This is a genomic window from Pantanalinema rosaneae CENA516, assembly GCF_050753385.1.
GTDB lineage: Bacteria > Cyanobacteriota > Cyanobacteriia > Leptolyngbyales > Leptolyngbyaceae > Pantanalinema > Pantanalinema rosaneae.
In genome coordinates this window covers 19,755-37,065 of record NZ_JBLZFZ010000070.1, presented here as the reverse complement: position 1 = coordinate 37,065, position 17,311 = coordinate 19,755, and the positions used below count along the sequence as shown (strand labels likewise).

14 protein-coding genes are annotated in these 17,311 nt (G+C 49.5%); 13 read left to right on the top strand and 1 reads right to left on the bottom strand.

What is annotated here, in order from left to right; translation table 11 throughout:
- Window positions 1-229: 229 nt before the first annotated feature.
- The 3 genes from ACN4EK_RS27675 to ACN4EK_RS27665 all read left to right on the top strand — a co-directional run bounded on the left by ACN4EK_RS27675 (window position 230) and on the right by ACN4EK_RS27665 (window position 5,264).
- Complete coding sequence (locus tag ACN4EK_RS27675) at window positions 230-1,459, top strand: polysaccharide biosynthesis/export family protein (RefSeq protein WP_431661602.1); 1,230 nt, start codon at window positions 230-232, stop codon at window positions 1,457-1,459.
- A 75-nt stretch (window positions 1,460-1,534) separates the two neighbouring features.
- Complete coding sequence (locus tag ACN4EK_RS27670) at window positions 1,535-3,901, top strand: GumC family protein (protein ID WP_431661600.1); 2,367 nt, start codon at window positions 1,535-1,537, stop codon at window positions 3,899-3,901.
- Between the two features lie 100 nt (window positions 3,902-4,001).
- A complete protein-coding gene (locus ACN4EK_RS27665; protein WP_431661598.1) occupies window positions 4,002-5,264 on the top strand; it encodes a glycosyltransferase family 2 protein in 1,263 nt (420 codons plus the stop codon).
- Window positions 5,265-5,276: 12 nt separating this feature from the next.
- On the opposite strand, the gene ACN4EK_RS27660 is transcribed toward ACN4EK_RS27665, so the two are convergent.
- Window positions 5,277-5,828, bottom strand: coding sequence for a tetratricopeptide repeat protein (locus ACN4EK_RS27660; RefSeq protein ID WP_431661595.1), 552 nt, complete (start codon window positions 5,826-5,828; stop codon window positions 5,277-5,279).
- A 512-nt stretch (window positions 5,829-6,340) separates the two neighbouring features.
- Here ACN4EK_RS27660 and ACN4EK_RS27655 point away from each other — a divergent pair.
- The 10 genes from ACN4EK_RS27655 (at window position 6,341) to ACN4EK_RS27610 (ending at window position 17,280) form a co-directional block, all read left to right on the top strand.
- The gene (locus ACN4EK_RS27655; RefSeq protein ID WP_431661593.1) at window positions 6,341-7,423 is read left to right on the top strand and encodes a D-alanine--D-alanine ligase family protein; all 1,083 of its coding nucleotides are present in this window, start codon (window positions 6,341-6,343) and stop codon (window positions 7,421-7,423) included.
- Between the two features lie 578 nt (window positions 7,424-8,001).
- Window positions 8,002-8,547 (top strand): dTDP-4-dehydrorhamnose 3,5-epimerase, encoded by a 546-nt coding sequence (gene rfbC, locus ACN4EK_RS27650; RefSeq protein ID WP_431661592.1) that lies wholly within the window; start codon window positions 8,002-8,004, stop codon window positions 8,545-8,547.
- Window positions 8,548-8,571: 24 nt separating this feature from the next.
- Complete coding sequence (locus ACN4EK_RS27645; RefSeq protein WP_431661589.1) at window positions 8,572-9,645, top strand: glucose-1-phosphate thymidylyltransferase; 1,074 nt, start codon at window positions 8,572-8,574, stop codon at window positions 9,643-9,645.
- A gap of 196 nt (window positions 9,646-9,841) precedes the next feature.
- Entirely contained in the window at window positions 9,842-11,218 is a 1,377-nt protein-coding gene (locus ACN4EK_RS27640; protein ID WP_431661586.1) for a glycosyltransferase family 4 protein, read from the top strand.
- Window positions 11,219-11,581: 363 nt separating this feature from the next.
- The gene (rfbB, locus tag ACN4EK_RS27635) at window positions 11,582-12,679 is read left to right on the top strand and encodes a dTDP-glucose 4,6-dehydratase (protein WP_431661584.1); all 1,098 of its coding nucleotides are present in this window, start codon (window positions 11,582-11,584) and stop codon (window positions 12,677-12,679) included.
- 471 nt (window positions 12,680-13,150) lie between these two features.
- Window positions 13,151-13,642: a photosystem II cytochrome c-550 gene (gene psbV, locus ACN4EK_RS27630; RefSeq protein WP_431661582.1), complete on the top strand. Its 492-nt coding sequence runs from the start codon at window positions 13,151-13,153 to the stop codon at window positions 13,640-13,642.
- 117 nt (window positions 13,643-13,759) lie between these two features.
- Entirely contained in the window at window positions 13,760-14,209 is a 450-nt protein-coding gene (gene psbV2 / locus ACN4EK_RS27625; protein WP_431661581.1) for a photosystem II cytochrome PsbV2, read from the top strand.
- 301 nt (window positions 14,210-14,510) lie between these two features.
- Entirely contained in the window at window positions 14,511-14,930 is a 420-nt protein-coding gene (gene petE / locus ACN4EK_RS27620) for a plastocyanin (RefSeq protein ID WP_431661579.1), read from the top strand.
- A gap of 134 nt (window positions 14,931-15,064) precedes the next feature.
- Window positions 15,065-15,400, top strand: a complete 336-nt coding sequence (gene petJ / locus ACN4EK_RS27615) for a cytochrome c6 PetJ (protein WP_431661577.1) — start codon at window positions 15,065-15,067, stop codon at window positions 15,398-15,400.
- Between the two features lie 728 nt (window positions 15,401-16,128).
- Window positions 16,129-17,280 (top strand): glycosyltransferase, encoded by a 1,152-nt coding sequence (locus ACN4EK_RS27610; protein ID WP_431661575.1) that lies wholly within the window; start codon window positions 16,129-16,131, stop codon window positions 17,278-17,280.
- Window positions 17,281-17,311 lie beyond the last annotated feature (31 nt).

Genomic DNA, 17,311 nt, shown 5'->3' with positions numbered 1-17,311 from the left:
GTAGGGAACTTTTGTCCTTAACATCACCATCAGGATATATTCCGATGTTCTAAGTAGGGAAGATATATTAGAGAGAATAAGTTTTAGCCATCCCGACAATCTCCATATCCACTCAGAGAGACACCCGCATGGCTAGGTCTATGCCACCACATCAGCTATCCTGCCTTTAGAACATTAGGAACCGCCAGTTTTTGTACGCTTTGGATTTGTGCTGTTGGAACAGAAAACTATGAACCGGGGAATTACACAACCAATTGCCGGAATACTTTTAGGGCTATTAGCTGGAACCATCACACCGCTGCCTGTCTATGCCCAAACCCGTACTCCCCTCCTAGCCCCTCCCCTTGATCCCTCCCAAGTCCCCACCGATCCCACGCAAATTCCGGTGGCTCCCACCTCCCCTCCCGTTACAACTCCCCTCCCGGGCAGAATTCAGCCGCCAACGAGCCAGCAGGATGTGGGCACGTATCAACCCAATAATGCTTATACATTAGGAGCGGGTGATATTGTTCGCGTTGATATTTTTGATACACCAGAACTGGTACTCGACCCCCGTTACACGGTTTTACTTGATGGCAGCCTCAACTTACCCTGGATCGGTAGTGTTTCAGTGCAAGGATTGACCCTCTCTCAGGCAGCCGATGTTATTTCCCAGCGATATGGGCGGTTTATCCGCAACCCAGTCATTACGGTTAACCTCCTAGCTCCTCGTCCTCTAAAGGTAGGTGTGATTGGCGAAGTGAATCGCCCTGGGTCATACATTATTAGTGTGATCAGTAATGAAGTAACTCAGACCAGTCTCAACCAGCGATCGTCTGCCGAAGGAGGGAACCAGTGGCCAACGGTCAGCAAAGCGATTCAAACGGCAAGCGGCATTACCGAATTAGCCGATATCCGTAATATTAGGATTCGCCGCTTACAACCAACCGGTGGTGAAGAGGTGGTGACGGTAGATCTGTGGAGATTCCTCCGCGAAGGAGATTTATCTCAGGATATCCTGTTGCGAGATGGAGATACGATTTTAATTCCCACGGCAACCGTCTTTGATCCTTCCGAAGCGACCAAGATTGCCCTCAGTAACTTCTCGCCCGATCGCATTACCGTTAATGTTGTGGGTGAAGTAGATAGCCCCGGTGCCGTCGAACTCCGACCAAATACCACCTTAAACCAAGCGGTTCTGACAGCCGGTGGCTTCCGTAGTGGTCGAGCGGTCAGAGGGGTTGATTTGATTCGTTTGAACCCCGATGGTTCGGTAACGAAACGACGCATCAAGGTTGATCTGGCTCAAAGCCTCAATCAAGATGTCAACCCTCCCCTACATAACAACGACATTATTGTGGTGCGCCGCAATTTCTTCGCTAAAGTCGGGGACTTTATGAATGTTGGGGTTGTCCCCTTTGACCAGGGGGTTGGTTTATTTAACCTAATTCGTGGTCTATTCCCCAGTAACAACGATTAACAAGCCATAATTTTTGACAGGTATGGCTAGAATTAACCCAGGGTGCAAGGTCAATGGAGTCGGTAGAGGTTAGACATGAGAACTGAACAAGACGTGCAGAACTTAGCCCTCAGTGGACGGAGTCGATCGGATGACCTGGCACTTACAGCAGACGATAATGAATCGGCTGAAGGGAAGCCAAAAGGTCTAAATCCGCGCCCAATTATCCGGCTAGTTTTCCGAAATATCTTGCTTCTGATCACGCCGGCTCTCCTATTTGGCGCTGGGGCATTTGTGCTCAGCCTTGGTGCGCCGCGTGCTTATGAAGGCACCTTTGAGCTACTCGTAGAACCGATTACCTCTCAAGGTCGTTCCACTGACCCATCGGCGTTGACTCGTGAGCGGGTTGGGGACAATAACAATAGTATTGACTATCCCACCTTGCTCCAGGTTTTACAAAGCCCAGAGCTATTGAAGCGGATTGCTACCCAAATCCGACCTCGCTATCCTGAGGTGACAGAAAATTCTCTATCAAGGGATATTCTTCAAAAAGCCTTAGTCATCGAGCGAGTTGGGACTAACATACTCGATAGCACCCGTACTATTCGCGTTTCGTATAAAGGGAGTGATCCGGATAAAGTCAAGTTTGTTCTCGACAAATTTGCCGAAAGCTACCTCCGGTTTAGTCTTGAGGATCGCAAAAATCGTATTGGTGGAGGCGTTGGATTTATTGAAGACCAACTGCCAGCCCTGCAACAGCGGGTGAATAGCCTAGAAGCCAAGGTACAGTCGTTAAAACAGCGCTACCGTCTAACCGACCCTGAGGCAGAAGGCAGCGCCATTTCCGAACAGTTCCGGGATATCCAAGCCCAAAAGCTGGAAACGCAACAGCAATTAACTGAGCAGGTCACACTTTACAGTACCCTGCGGCAACAGTTAGGGCTGACTCCAGAACAGGGGTTAGCGGCAGCGGCATTAAGCCAAAATCCCCGCTATCAGGATTTGCTGAACCAATTGGAGAAAATTAATAGCCAGATCGCCATTAAGCAAGCTCGGTTTAATGATGAAAGTCCGGTAGTATCTGCCCTACTGGATCAACGCCGTAACATTCAACAGTTAATCCTGCGCGAGGCTGAAACCACTCTAGGACTGGCTTCTCCGAACCTCCAAACCAGTCCACGCATTTTCGCGTTCCAGGACTCCATCCGGCTGGGCTTAATTCAACAACTGGTACAGGCAGGTAACAGCAGTCAGGCGATTCGGGCACGCGGCATTGAAATTGCTAAAACGGAAGCCTTTTTGGATCAACAATTGCGCCAGTTCCCGGCGATCGTGCGGCAGTATAACGATCTCAAGCAGCAACTGGATATCGCTACTCGCACCTTGAATCAGTTCTTGCTGCAACGGGAGACATTACGAGTTGAAGCGGCTCAGAAAGAAGTGCCTTGGGAAGTGATCTCGCAACCGGGTTTATTAAGCGATGCCGCTGGCAGACCGATGGCTTCCGTCGGTAGAGCCAAAATGTTTCCGGTGATGGGATTGGCAGCCGGGTTAATGCTAGGGCTGATTTTGGCTTTGTTGCTCGAAAAGATGCGAGATGTCTTTTTCAGTGCAGATGACATTCAGGATGCTGTGCAGTTTCCCTACTTAGGCACGATTCCCATGGATAAGGGAGTTCGGGCTGGCATCGCCACCCATTCCCCGATCGGTGGCTGGAAGCCCGTACTATCCGACAAATTCCGGGATGCGTTGAGTGCGCTTTATACGGACTTGAGATTCCTTGACTCTGGAACATCACTGCGATCGCTGGCTATTAGTTCCACGGGTGTGGGAGATGGCAAAACGACGATCGCACTGCACCTGGCGCAAACGGCTGCCGCTATGGGGCAGAAAGTCTTGTTGGTTGATGCCAACCTGCGATCGCCTCAACTTCATGCCATGCTGAGCATTCCCAATGACGAAGGACTGATTGATCTGCTCAATCACCGGGTAGAGCATCCCGAGAAAGTAATTCGTCCAACCTCGCTGGAGCCCCGATTATCCATACTACCCGCCGGTTCTGTCACCCCTGACTCCACCAAACTCCTAGCAGCCACAGAAATGCAGCAGGTGGTCAGACGCTTGAGCGATATGTTCGATCTGGTCATTTACGACACCCCTTATCTGCATGGCTTAACGGATACCAATTTCTTGGCAGCCGCAACCGATGGGGTGTTGATGGTCGTAGGTGTGAAGAAAACCAAACGATCGGCATTTTCTAAAGCCATTGAGGGACTCAAACGCTATCGCATCCCGGTATTGGGCGTTGTGGCAAACCACCCGGGTAAGGGCAACGCGCCAATTTATACCCCAGCCGAACAATCTACCTCGACCTATCAGGATCACCCTGCCCTGTTCGGTAACTTGCAGGCATTCAGAACGGCGTTACCCGATTCAGCCGAATCTGGGGATATGTTGCGCTAAGGCAAGTGTCACAGGTTTTCCTAATTGCTGGGCAGATCCTGTTAGAAATGGAGGAAAAACGGGTTAACTCTGATTGATAGCAACATAGAGGACGTTTAGTGTGGTAATTTCTGAACCACTGCTACGGCTGGTTGAGGTCGGATTGTTAATCATCGGTGGACTACTGTTTGTCCCCAGCCTGACCTTATTGATTGAGTGCATTGCCGCACTGTTCTCCCCCCGCAAAATCAGTCGCCAGACCGCATTGGCACATCCTACGCTTGACCAACTGAGGGTAGATGTTTTAGTCCCTGCCCACAATGAGGCGGCAGGCATTGGTCATACTTTAGAATCGGTTCTTCCCCAACTCTCCCCCCAAGATCAGTTAGTGGTGATTGCCGACAATTGCACTGATGATACGGCTGAAGTGGCTCGTACTTTGGGGGTAACGGTAATTGAGCGACATGATCCGGTGCGGCGGGGCAAAGGATATGCCCTGGATTTCGGTATGCAATACATCGCTCAGCAGTCACCCGACATTGTGGTGATTATGGATGCGGATTGTCTTGCCGAACCCGGCGCGATCGCCCAAATTGCCCAGCAAGCCGCGTTAAAAAATCGCCCAGTGCAAGCCGTCTATCTCCTGGAACAACCGACGAATCCCAGCCCTAAACATGCGGTTTCTGGGTTAGCATTTACTGTCAAGAATCTGGTGCGACCTCTGGGTTTAGCCAATTTGGGTCTGCCCTGTTTATTAACGGGAACGGGAATGGCATTCCCTTGGGCAACGATCCAACAGGTTTCCCTGGCGAGTGGCAATATTGTGGAAGACATGAACCTGGCGCTGGATCTGGCGATCGCCGGGTATGCCCCCACCTTTTGCCCCCATGCCACTGTGATTGGTGTCCTGCCTCAACAAACTAAAGCGGCTGAAAGCCAACGCACCCGTTGGGAACATGGACATTTACAAACGCTACTGACCCAAGTACCCCGACTATTAAAAGCATCCTGGCGACAACGACGGTTTGATCTACTGGCGATCGCACTGGATCTACTGATTCCACCCCTTTCACTATTAGTGATGGTTTGGATGTTACTCATGGGCGTTACCCTGCTAGCGTACTGGCTAGGGGTTTCCCTGGCTCCAGTGATCCTCCTGGCAATCCAGGGAGGATTAATTTTGACAGCGATTCTAGCGGCTTGGGCAAAATTCTGCCGGAACACATTACCATTGAGCGCATTGCTCGCAATTCCCTTGTATATCCTTTGGAAAGTGCCGCTTTATTTTGCCTTTCTCATCAAACCCCAAACCAAGTGGGTTCGCACTGAACGGGATACCCAACCCACAAAACCAAAGAACTCCAACATTAAAGAGCCTCAGTAACCGGGTGACGTTTTAATCAACATGCCATTTACGGTTTTGAGGAGTTCGGCGTTTCACCCAATTGAACAAACGAGTCAACAACTGCATGAACCGTTGCCAGATAGAACGAGGCTGAACCCCGGTCGCCCGGTTATAACTAGCGTAAGCCAGTTCATATTTACCTAAGTAATAAAGCGCCACTCCTCGAAACGTCCAGGCTTCTGGATGATTGGGCTGTATGGTTAACGCTCGATCGCAACTCTGAAGTGCCTCTGGGTAGCGTTGTAAATGAATCAGCACTACCGCCCGGAAAATCCAGGCAGCACAGTGGTCGGGTTGCCATTGAATCACCTGGTCAAAACCAACTAATGCCTGCTCATACTGACCCACGTTAGCCAGGGCATCCGAGCGGTGATACCAGGCAGCAGGGCTTTGAGGTTGAAGCTGAATCGCCTGATCGTAACAGGCAATGGCATCAGCATACTTGCCTAATTCGACCCAATGGAGCCCCTGAGCGATTAAGGCTTGCACCTCGCTCGGTTCCGAGTTCAACGTTTCCTGTGCGACTAGCGATCGCCGTTTCATAGTAGTGCTCAGTAATTCTGGCGTAAGCGGCTTAACAAACCGGATTCGTAAGCGTGATCTTTACTTCAGGGCGTTGCTGATGAGATGACCGCTCCTAAAATACTCACCCTGGTGCATCGGTGTTACTCTGAGTTTAGAAAATTTATGGCTCGGATGTCCTTGACATTTCAGTGGCAGAGGAGTTCTATCCCAGGATAGTGATTGATTGATTAGAGCAACCTCAATCCTAGTTGGTCAGCCAGATTTTTATGAATATCGCTCATTTACGAAGGATTGATTCACTAGAGTTTTATTTTCTTTACGCCAAAACAGCCTTATCCTAACAGCCCAGATCCGTATTGTGGTAGCAGTTGTAACGTTACGCTACATACATAGATTAAATAGTGGCGCGATCGCCAGGTCGATATGGCACAGATTAGGACAATATTGAAGCTGGCAACCTCTGGAATCCAATAGCGACCAGATGGTAGAACTACTGAAACGCACCATTGCCCTTGAGGGAACAAGTAATCATGACAAAACTGAAGGTCGGGCTGTTATTTGGAGGATGTTCGGGTGAACACGAGGTGTCGATCGTGTCTGCCCGCGCGATTGCTCAAGCCCTAAAGGCTGACCAGAATTACAGCAAGTACAGTGTACTGCCCTTCTATATCCAAAAGGATGGCATTTGGCAGGGCACAGAGCTGGCACAACAGGTTTTAGACTCTGGCAAGCCACTACCATTAACACCACCCACCTTGGGAGTTCAACTCAATCGGTGGCAATTTCCACCACAAGTGACGGAAGTCAATGTCTGGTTCCCGGTGTTGCATGGGCCCAATGGCGAGGATGGCACTGTTCAGGGATTATTTAAGCTGACCCAAGTGCCGTTTGTCGGCTCTGGTGTGTTGGGCTCCGCGATCGGGATGGATAAGCTGGCCATGAAAATGGCATTTGCCCAGGTGGGCTTGCCGCAAGTGAATTACTTAGCCGTGACCCGATCGCAGGTTTGGTCAGATCCCTGTACCTACTCCAAATTATGTGAGCAGATTGAACTCACTCTCGGCTACCCCTGTTTCATTAAGCCCGCCAACCTGGGTTCCTCCGTCGGGATTGCCAAAGCTCGGAATCGCCAGCAACTCGATGCCGCATTGGATAGCGCCGCCAGTTACGATCGCCGGATTATTGTAGAAGCAGGAGTGATGGCCAGGGAGGTCGAATGTGCCGTCCTGGGCAACGATCGTCCGCAAGCGTCTGTAATTGGGGAAATTACTTATCAAAGCGATTTTTACGATTACGCAACGAAATACACTGAAGGTCAAGCTGAACTGATCATTCCTGCCCAATTACCCAATACTGTTGCTGAACAGATTCAAGACATGGCTATCCGAGCCTTTCAGGCGATCGATGGAGCCGGATTAGCCCGGGTTGACTTCTTTTATATCGAAGCCAGCCAGGAAATTTTAGTCAACGAAATCAATACCTTGCCAGGATTTACTGCTACCAGCATGTATCCTCAACTATGGGAAACCAGTGGAGTCTCGTTTGCTGAATTAGTTGATCAATTACTCCAATTTGCCCTGGAACGGCAGGATCAACTACCCCCAGACCCCTAATTAGCTGTCACGAAATATCAGAGTTGACTGTTCTGAACGATTTTTGTTCATCCTGCCATCCGACTGGGCATCCTAAGATCTAGCCGTAGATATTTCTGAGCCGACCAAATTATCGTGATCAGCATCACAAAACTTGCCCTTCTAGTTGTTTAAATCTATTTCAGAACTCTGTGAGGGGCAAGCCGCGAATTGATCCAGAACCCAGCCCACGGGTCGAGCGATCGCTTTAGTTTAAATCCAGTCAGAGCATGTCACGATACAGAATGAATTGACTCGATTTTAATTAGTAATCACTGGTTTAAGTCACTCGCTCTACCATTTGCCGGATTCAAATTACGCCAACGTTTGCTACACCAATCAAGCGTCAGTCCGATAAAATTCACAGGCAATTTATGAACCGAAATTGGTTTTTAGACCGATTATTTGATTTTAGTAAAGACAGTTTTAACTTATTGTAGTTTATCAACTAAAAACGTTATAAAACTTATGTTATTTACTGCAATAATCACAGAAGTGACAGGGTGCAATGATGGAATACTCAAAGCAGCACTCAAGTTCAGTGTGATGAGGACGTTGTAATGAAGGTTATCCCTACCGAAATTCCTGATATTTTAGTTATTGAGCCTCGGGTCTTCCAGGACGATCGCGGCTTCTTTATGGAGAGCTATAACGAGAAAGCGTTTGCTGAAAAGACCGGGATTACCGATCGATTCGTTCAGGATAATCATTCCCGCTCCTGCCAGAATGTTTTGCGCGGTTTGCACTACCAAATTCAACAACCTCAAGGCAAATTAGTCCGGGTGCTGGTTGGGGAAATTCTTGATATTGCGGTAGATATTCGTCGCTCCTCATCCACCTTTGGGCAGTGGGTTAGCTGCCTTTTAAGTGCAGAGAATAAACGATCGCTGTGGGTACCTCCTGGATTTGCCCACGGATTCGTTGTGGTTTCCGAAGTGGCTGAAGTTTTATACAAAACCACCGATTACTACGCGCCCCAATTTGAACGCTGTATTTTATGGAATGACCCCGATCTCGCGATCGATTGGGCACTGATGGGTGACCCAATTCTCTCCGCCAAAGACAACGCTGGCACACCATTTAAATCCGCAGAAGTCTACTCCTAATGTTCACTATTCCAGTCATCTCCTATGAAAGCACTCATCCTCAGTGGCGGTAAAGGGACTCGATTGCGCCCCCTGACCCATACAGGCGCTAAGCAATTAGTTCCAGTTGCCAACAAACCCATTCTGTGGTATGGCATTGAATCGATCGTTGCGGCGGGGATTACGGATATCGGGATCATCATCAGTCCCGAAACGGGTGAAGAGGTCAGGACAAAAACCGGAAATGGCGAACGGTTTGGTGCCAACATCACCTACATTCTGCAAGATAAACCCGCCGGTCTGGCTCATGCCGTGAAAATTGCCCGTCCCTTCTTACAGGGTGATCCCTTTGTCATGTATTTGGGAGATAACTTGATTCAGAACGAATTGGGGGAATTTCTCAATAATTTCAAAGCCCACAACATGGATGCCCTGATCCTGCTACGTCCAGTGCCAAATCCTACAGCGTTTGGAGTTGCCGAAGTCGATGCTCAGGGACGGGTTCTGCACCTGGTGGAAAAACCCCAAGTCCCACCCTCTAACCTGGCGCTCGTGGGCATTTACTTTTTTGCCAATAGCATCCAAGCTGCGATCGATCGGATTCAGCCGTCCGCGCGGGGAGAACTGGAAATTACGGATGCCATTCAAGATTTGATTGACCACCAGCAGCATGTCGAGGCCCGCCAGATTGCTGGTTGGTGGCTAGACACGGGAAAAAAAGATGACTTATTGGAAGCCAATCAAATTATCCTGGATGCTTACCTAAAATTAGCGATCGTGGGCGAAGTGGATGCCCAAACTCAAATTAGTGGTCGAGTTGAGATTGGGGCAGGCTCCAAACTGATCAACTGTACGGTGCGCGGTCCCGTCACGATCGGAGAAAACTGCCACTTGGAGAACTGTTTCATTGGGCCCTATAGCAGCATTGCGGATCAAGTAACCTTAATTGACGTTGACCTGGAACATAGTGTTGTGCTCCAGAGCGCCAAAGTGGTGGGAATTCACCAACGGATTGTGGATAGTGTGATTGGGCAACGAGCGTATGTGCATACTGCCCCCCAGCGTCCCAAAGCCTTAAGGTTCTTGATTGGGGATGATTCTCAGATTGCCGTAGTTTAAGCCAATTCTGGCAGCACCATGCTCACCAACGGCGGAGCCAATCGCTCGGATATCCCCCTTGATGTTCAGAGACCTCCGGACAGGTAATTCCGCCGTTGGTGGGCAGAAAACCGCCAATCACGGCGCTGTCAGCCAAGAACTCAGGTCATCACCTGTCGCTTAAGTCTGGATAAGTAACATTTTGGAAACCCCTAGCATGTCTACCGAGAATCTCCGAGTTCTGATTGTGGCTGAACACGCTTCACTCAAGTTTGGCGGCGAAGCCATCTTACCAGTCCATTACTTCCGCATCTTGCGGCAGCGTGGGATCGAGGCTTGGCTGATTGTGCATGAACGAACCCGAGAAGAACTAACGACTTACTTTGCTGACCACATCGATCGCATCTACTTTATTCAAGACAACTTCTGGCACCGTCTCTTCTGGAACCTGAGCAAACCCCTGCCCCATCGAGTTGGTCTGTTTACCACCGGATTTGGACTGCGGCTCCTGACCCAAGTACAACAGCTTCGGCTAACTCGGCGCTTAGTCAAAGAACACAACGTGACGATCGTTCATCAACCCATCCCCGTGTCGCCCAAAGAACCATCCATGATCCGGCAGGTTGGCGCTCCGGTGATCATTGGGCCGATGAACGGTGGGATGAACTACCCCCCAGCCTTTCAACATTTAGAAAAGTCCTGGGTACGATACACAGTGGGCATTGGACGGATGATGTCTAATCTGTTTAATCGATTGATGGCTGGCAAGTTAGAGGCAGATGTCCTGCTCGTAGCCAACGCCCGAACTCATCAGGCACTCCCACAAGGGATTCAGGGTAAAGTGATCGAACTTCCAGAAAATGGAGTTGATCTGGCACTGTGGAAATCAGAGCTACAGCCATCTACCTCAACCGTTCAACCCCCTGAAGCGATCGATCAGTCGCCTGCACTGGTGCGATTTGTTTATGTTGGTCGGTTAGTGGATTGGAAAGCGGTTGACTTGCTATTGTTTGCCTTTAGACGCGTTGCTGAACAATATCCTGCGGTCCTAGAAATTATTGGTGACGGCGTAGAACGAGCTAATTTGGAAGCCCAAGCCGCGGAATTGCGACTCACCCAAGCGCCGGAAACAGCTCACTTGAAGGGATTTGTGCAATTTTCTGGGTGGCTATCGCAAGCGGAGTGTGCCGCGCGGCTGCAAGCGGCTGATGTATTAGTAATGTCTAGTTTGATGGAATGTGGGGGCGCTGCGGCTCTAGAAGCCATGGCAATGGGTTTACCAGTGATTGCGACTAATTGGGGCGGCTTTACCGATTATTTAAACGAGTCCTGTGGGATTTTGGTCGATCCCAGTTCTCCCCAAGAGTTTATTGAAGGCTTGAGCAATGCCATGCTGCGATTAGCCAGCCAGTCAGAACTGCGGCAGGCAATGGGACAAGCGGGTCGCCAACGGATCATTGATTATTTCAACTGGGATACCAAGGTCGATCGCATGATCGAGATTTACCAGGAAACGATCGATCGCGCCACGCACCCAACCGATACATCCCCTATCCCGAATCGCCTGCCGTTAAAGAAAGCTGCCATGTTTTAATCATTCTGGGACAGCCGCCAAGCATAGCCCCCTCATCCCACATATCCTCCTGGATGCGACCCTGAACTTGATAAAGTTATGTAAATCAAAGACCTTTAAACCATAAAAACTCAGCAAAACGGGGTGTCGCTGGCTTGTAGCAACTACCAGTCGGTGTTAGCGTGTGGTGGATCAATTCTCCCGACCTCAGCCCTAGCGATCGCAACAGCAGGATGAAGAACCCAGCATTCGCGATCTGCTTCAGCCGCAACGGCTAATCCGTAGCCATCTGAGGGCATGCTGGAAATAAGTTACATCCATTCCGTAGCTTCTGATTGCAGTTGATCCGCGATCGCTGGAAATAGTGTCGTTAAGAAATCTACTATGAGTACTTCTGAAAAGGGACAGCAGATGTCTAGAACAGCGCACCGCATCTTAATTACAGGCGGAGCCGGCTTCATCGGCTCAAATTTTGTCCATCATTGGTGCGAGCAACATCCTGACGATCGCGTCGTGGTGTTGGATGCCCTGACCTATGCCGGAAACCGCCAAACTTTGGCAAGCCTGGAGGGACAAGCCAACCTGCGGTTCGTCCACGGGGATATTTGTGATCGTTCCTTAGTCGATGCGTTACTCCAGGAAGAGGAGATCGATACCGTCGCCCATTTTGCGGCAGAATCCCACGTCGATCGTTCCATCCTGGGGCCGGATGCCTTCGTGCGAACCAACGTCATTGGCACTTTTACCCTGTTAGAAGCATTTCGGCACTATTGGAATAGTCGCAATCAACCCAGCCACTACCGCTTCCTGCATGTCTCTACAGATGAGGTATACGGCAGCTTAGGATCTGATGATCCTGCCTTCAGTGAAACCACTCCCTATGCGCCCAACAGTCCGTACTCTGCCTCCAAAGCCGGCAGCGACCATTTAGCTCGGGCTTATTACCATACCTACGGGATGCCCACCCTGATCACCAACTGCTCGAATAACTACGGGCCCTATCACTTCCCGGAAAAGCTGATTCCCTTAATGGCGATTAACATTCTGCTGGGGAAACCCTTACCCGTTTATGGAGACGGACAAAATATTCGGGATTGGCTTTATGTGCGTGATCACTGTAGTGCCTTAGATGTGGTGATTCACCAGGGCAAACCCGGTGAGACTTACAATGTGGGCGGCAATAATGAAGTCAAAAATATTGACCTGGTTCACAAACTTTGTGATCTGATGGATGAGTTAGCGCCGGAATTACCTGTCCGTCCTTGCCGCGAATTGATCACCTTTGTCAAGGATCGACCGGGGCACGATCGTCGCTACGCCATTAATGCCACCAAACTCAAAACGGAACTAGGGTGGACTCCGGCTGAAACCGTTGATAGTGGGTTGCGGAAAACCGTGGCATGGTACTTAGCTAACCGGGACTGGTGGCAACCTCTACTGTCGGCTGAATATCAGGCTTACTACCAGACCGTGTATGCCTAATCTACGAACGTTAGCCATCTAATCTCGAACATTATTATGAGGGCAGATAAGTCTGCCCTTTGCCGTATTTAAGCAATCAAATCGTGATCCTTGATCGTCCCCCAACCGCTACAATCACCAGGGTTGATGATCAAGACCGCGTAAAATCTTGGGAAAGGTGGCACTCAGTGGCATGATATTTGTATCAGAGCGACTCAATCCGATCGCATAGCAACGACTAGCCACAGGTTTTGCAGCCCTGTCTGCGGCAGAGTTAGCAGAAACCGCTGTCCCTGACAATCTTTATCACCTTGCCAGGGCAGTCTTTACCGATTCGCTCGGTGCTGCCGGTCTTTGAGTCGGTGAGTTCGTTTGCTGCTGGGTTGCCTAAGGGGCTGCTTTGCAGGTTGTCCTCAGGCTGTCTGGTTAAGTTGATTGAGTCCACTGATATCCTGTTGAAACTCAAATACCCAAGCCACACTAAGGAGAACCATGCTTAAAAGATACATTTGGCTGGTTGTAGCCACTGTATTCTTCACCTTTCAAATGTTTGTTTCTAACGTTGCAGCGGCTGAACTGGATGCAGCAATCCGCACTGTACCGTTGAATGACCAAGGTGCCACCACGGTATTAAGCTTAAAGCAGGTAAAGGAAGGGAAGCGCCTATTCCAATACGCCTGCGCTCAGTGCCACGTTGGTGGGGTCACTAAAACCGACCCGAACGTAGGGCTTGACCCAGAAGCTTTAGCGTTGGCAACTCCACCCCGCAATAATATCAATGCCTTAGTCGATTATATGGAGAACCCAACCAGCTACGACGGTATTGAGTCGATCGCGGAAATGCACCCCAGCATCAAGAGCCAAGACACCTTCCCGGAAATGCGGAATTTAACGAAGGAAGATTTGACCGCGATCGCTGGACACATCCTGCTACAACCCAAAGTTGTGGGTGAAAAATGGGGCGGCGGCAAGATCTACTACTAAACGGATTGCCCCACTCTTAGTGCCATTCCCTGCCCATCTATTTTGAGTTAGAGGCTGTCAGTCATGCCGCATCGAAGGTTCTGGATCCGTCTATTTGCTCTAGCTGGTTTGGTCTGTATGTCTCTGGTCAGCATGCCACTCCCTGCCTGGGCAACCGTCGATCCTTATATCATTCGTTACCTGCGAGTTACTGAGCCAGTTTCACTTGAATTAGATGGACAGGGAAAGACTCAATTATTTACCCCTGAAGATTTGACGGCTGGCAAACAGCTATTTGAGCGCAATTGCCTTAACTGTCATGTCGGTGGCACAACGCTACCCAATCCTCTGGTTTCGTTATCCCTGAAGGATCTCCAAGCAGCGACCCCACGCCGAGACACGATCGCGGGGTTAGTCACTTACTTCAGGCAACCCATGACCTACGATGGTAGCGAAGAGAACTTTTGGTGTCGTCAGGTTCCAGAAACCTGGCTCTCTCAACCTGAAGTCGAGCAGTTAGCTGGCTTTATTCTGCAAGCGGCTCACACGGCTCCAGGCTGGGGCACAGAGACCTTTACGGGGGAATGAACATTTATTACCGTATCTTGACATAGATGCAGCAGGTTAGCCTGAAAAGGACAAAATCTTTCGCCTGTTCACCTCAACAGCAGCAATATCATTACCGGAATCAGATCAGGATATTTTACAGGTCGTCAAATTCGGTAAAATCATTGCAGAGTCACCTCTTGGCGAAAACTCTTTTTTTTGGTCAGAGGTGCATGGTAATGCAGGGCGACTCCTGATCGCAGCGGCTCGATCGCTCGATTAGGAAAGCACCTCATTACCACGATTTGAGAGTGTACGCAAGATTTAGATTGTCAGGAAAACCATGAAACTGATTTCTTCTCTGTCCAAAAGCCTCTGCTTGATGCTGGGTGTTGCCCTACTTGTAGTCAGCAGCGTCATGTTCTCTGCCGCTCCAGCCATGGCAGAATCCTACACCGTCAAAATGGGTAGTGATAGTGGCATGTTAGTCTTCGACCCTGATAAGCTGTCGGTCAAACCCGGTGACACCGTGAAATGGGTGATTAATAAAGTTCCTCCTCACAACGTTGTGTTTGACGACAAAACCATTCCTGGTGGCGATAAGGCTCTTGCCAAGGCTCTATCTCACAAGCAACTGGAAATGTCTCCTGGCGACAGCTATGAGCTAACCATTCCGAAAGATGCTCCGGCGGGCGAATACACCTACTTCTGTGAACCGCACCGCAGTGCTGGAATGACTGGTAAGCTCACTGTTGGTAGCTAAGAGCCTAATTCCGGTTAATCACCAGGTTCTTCTCTGCCCTCTGAGTAGCTGAAAACACTGCTTGAGGGTTGTGGAGTAGTCTGATTCAGTGTTTTCAGCTTTGGCTGTTTACCCTTAGACGGAGGAGAACCCGCATGATGAAAAAACTACTGTCTGCCATTCTGTTAGCGATCGTGCTGGCTGAAGCCACTTTAACGCTGCCTGCTTATGCCGCAGATTTAGTGAATGGAGCCAAGATTTTCAATGCCAATTGTTCCGCCTGTCATATTGGTGGCAACAACGTGATCATTGCGAACAAGACCTTGAAGAAAGAGGCGCTGGAGAAATATGGCATGAACTCTCTAGACGCGGTCAAAACTCAAGTATCCAAAGGCAAGAATGCAATGCCTGCTTTTGTCGGTCGGTTAAGCGAATCCCAAATCGAGGATGTGGCTAGCTATATCCTGGAGCAATCGCAGAAAGGATGGTAAGTGCCTCTACTGCCTCCTAGTTGGGCATTGGTAGGCTTAAACTAGAAACAAATCAGCCCTCTCGACCTACCGAGAGGGTTTTGTTTTACAACAACTTCATAATTTGTTCCAACAGTTGCCCCAGAGCTAAATACTTCACGTTTTATATGCGCATTAATACTGATGCCGAAGTAAATCACCCAGGTAAAGCTATATAAAGGAGTGACAGAATTCCCTGTTGTATCATTACGGTTTCTTTACCTGATTCGGTTAATCCGCGTGGCACATCTAGCCTAAGCGCGATCGAGCCCACCCTGTCCCCTTCCCTGACTGCATTGAGCCGCCGGTCGAGTAGTTTAGTCCTGTTCAAGCCAGGGGCAAGTAGAACCCTGGGGTTACATTGGCAGTAAAGTCAAGTCATACTGTCCTTATATACAGGACAGTCCGCCAAGGCTAAAGGGTAAAAACACTATCCGCAATATCCGCACCAGATATTAAGGATTAATGTTTCATCAGGAGATTTACTTAAAGATTGTGTATATATCGTCTAGCAAAACCGAATTATTTCTATCTTTAGGGGTATGGTCTACTCATATACATAGAGATTGCTAGCTCAACGGTGATCCGGGCAACGACCTGATTCAAACTATTCTGTCTCAACTGACCAGCCGACTTAGATAAGCTTGCAATCTCAAACTAAGCATTACCGCTAGCGGTTCCTCACCCTAGATTCACGAGGCTTCAGGACAATGGTGATTTCTTTAAATTCCGGATTAACGAAAAGCGCACGGGTGTTGGTGTTATCTCAGCGCAAGCTCTACCAACATGTAGCAAACTGTGTGCGGTACGAGTTTGAAGACCTCATTCATAGCTTTGACACGATCGATGTTGTGTCTCCCGAAAACTCCTATGAGCAGTCCGCCAGGGTATTTCGCTGGCTCAAAAAGGTGACGCGCTCCGGTAAGTTAGCCGATGCCCTCAAGCCTGATCCCAATCCCTTTACCCTCAACAAAGAATACGATTTATTTTTTGCTCACTTCATTTCCCCTTGGGAGTTCCTGTCCGTTAGCTCCATCAAAGACTGGCGGAAAAAGTGCCGTAAAGCTGTCTGCTGTATTGAGGAAATCTGGGCTAAGGATGTTTATAGCTGGCGAGCGCTATTGGAACTGCTGCAAGAGTTTGACCATATTTTCGTCGGTCTGAGTCAAAGCGCGAAAGCGATCGAAGAACTGACGGGGGTTCCCTGCTCTTACCTCCCCCCCGGTATTGATACCGCCAAGTTCTGTCCGTATCCCAATTCTCCAGCCCGGGAGATCGAAGTGTTTAACCTGGGGCGACGCTCCTGCATTACCCATAAAGCACTGTTAGAGTTTACGGAACAGCAGGGTCGGCTTTATTACTATGACACCACCGGTAATATGAGCACTCCGGATCCTCGGGGTCATCGTCACCTCTTAGCTAACCTCAGTAAGCGGAGCAGCTACTTTATTGTTAACCGGGCTAAATTTGATCAGGTCGATCAAACGGGTGGACAGGTAGAAATTGGCTACCGCTACTTTGAAGGGGCAGCGGCGGGAGCGGTGATGATTGGCGATCGCCCAAACATTCCGGCTTTTTATGAGAATTTTGATTGGGAAGATGCGGTCATCCCAATGCCATTCGACAATCCCAACATTGGGGAAACGCTGACTTGTTTGAATGCTCAACCCGAACGGTTAGCCGAGATCAGACGGCAGAACATCGTTAACTCCTTACTCCGCCATGACTGGGTTTATCGCTGGAATGAAATCCTGCAAACCGTCGGCATTGAACCCACCGCCAAAATGCTGGCTCGTAAACGCCAACTGAGAGAATTGTCGGAAAAGATTTCTGTCCCCCGTTTGATCGCTAAAGTGAGTTAGCTCAACCCGCCAGTTGTGTTGGCGACTCTGG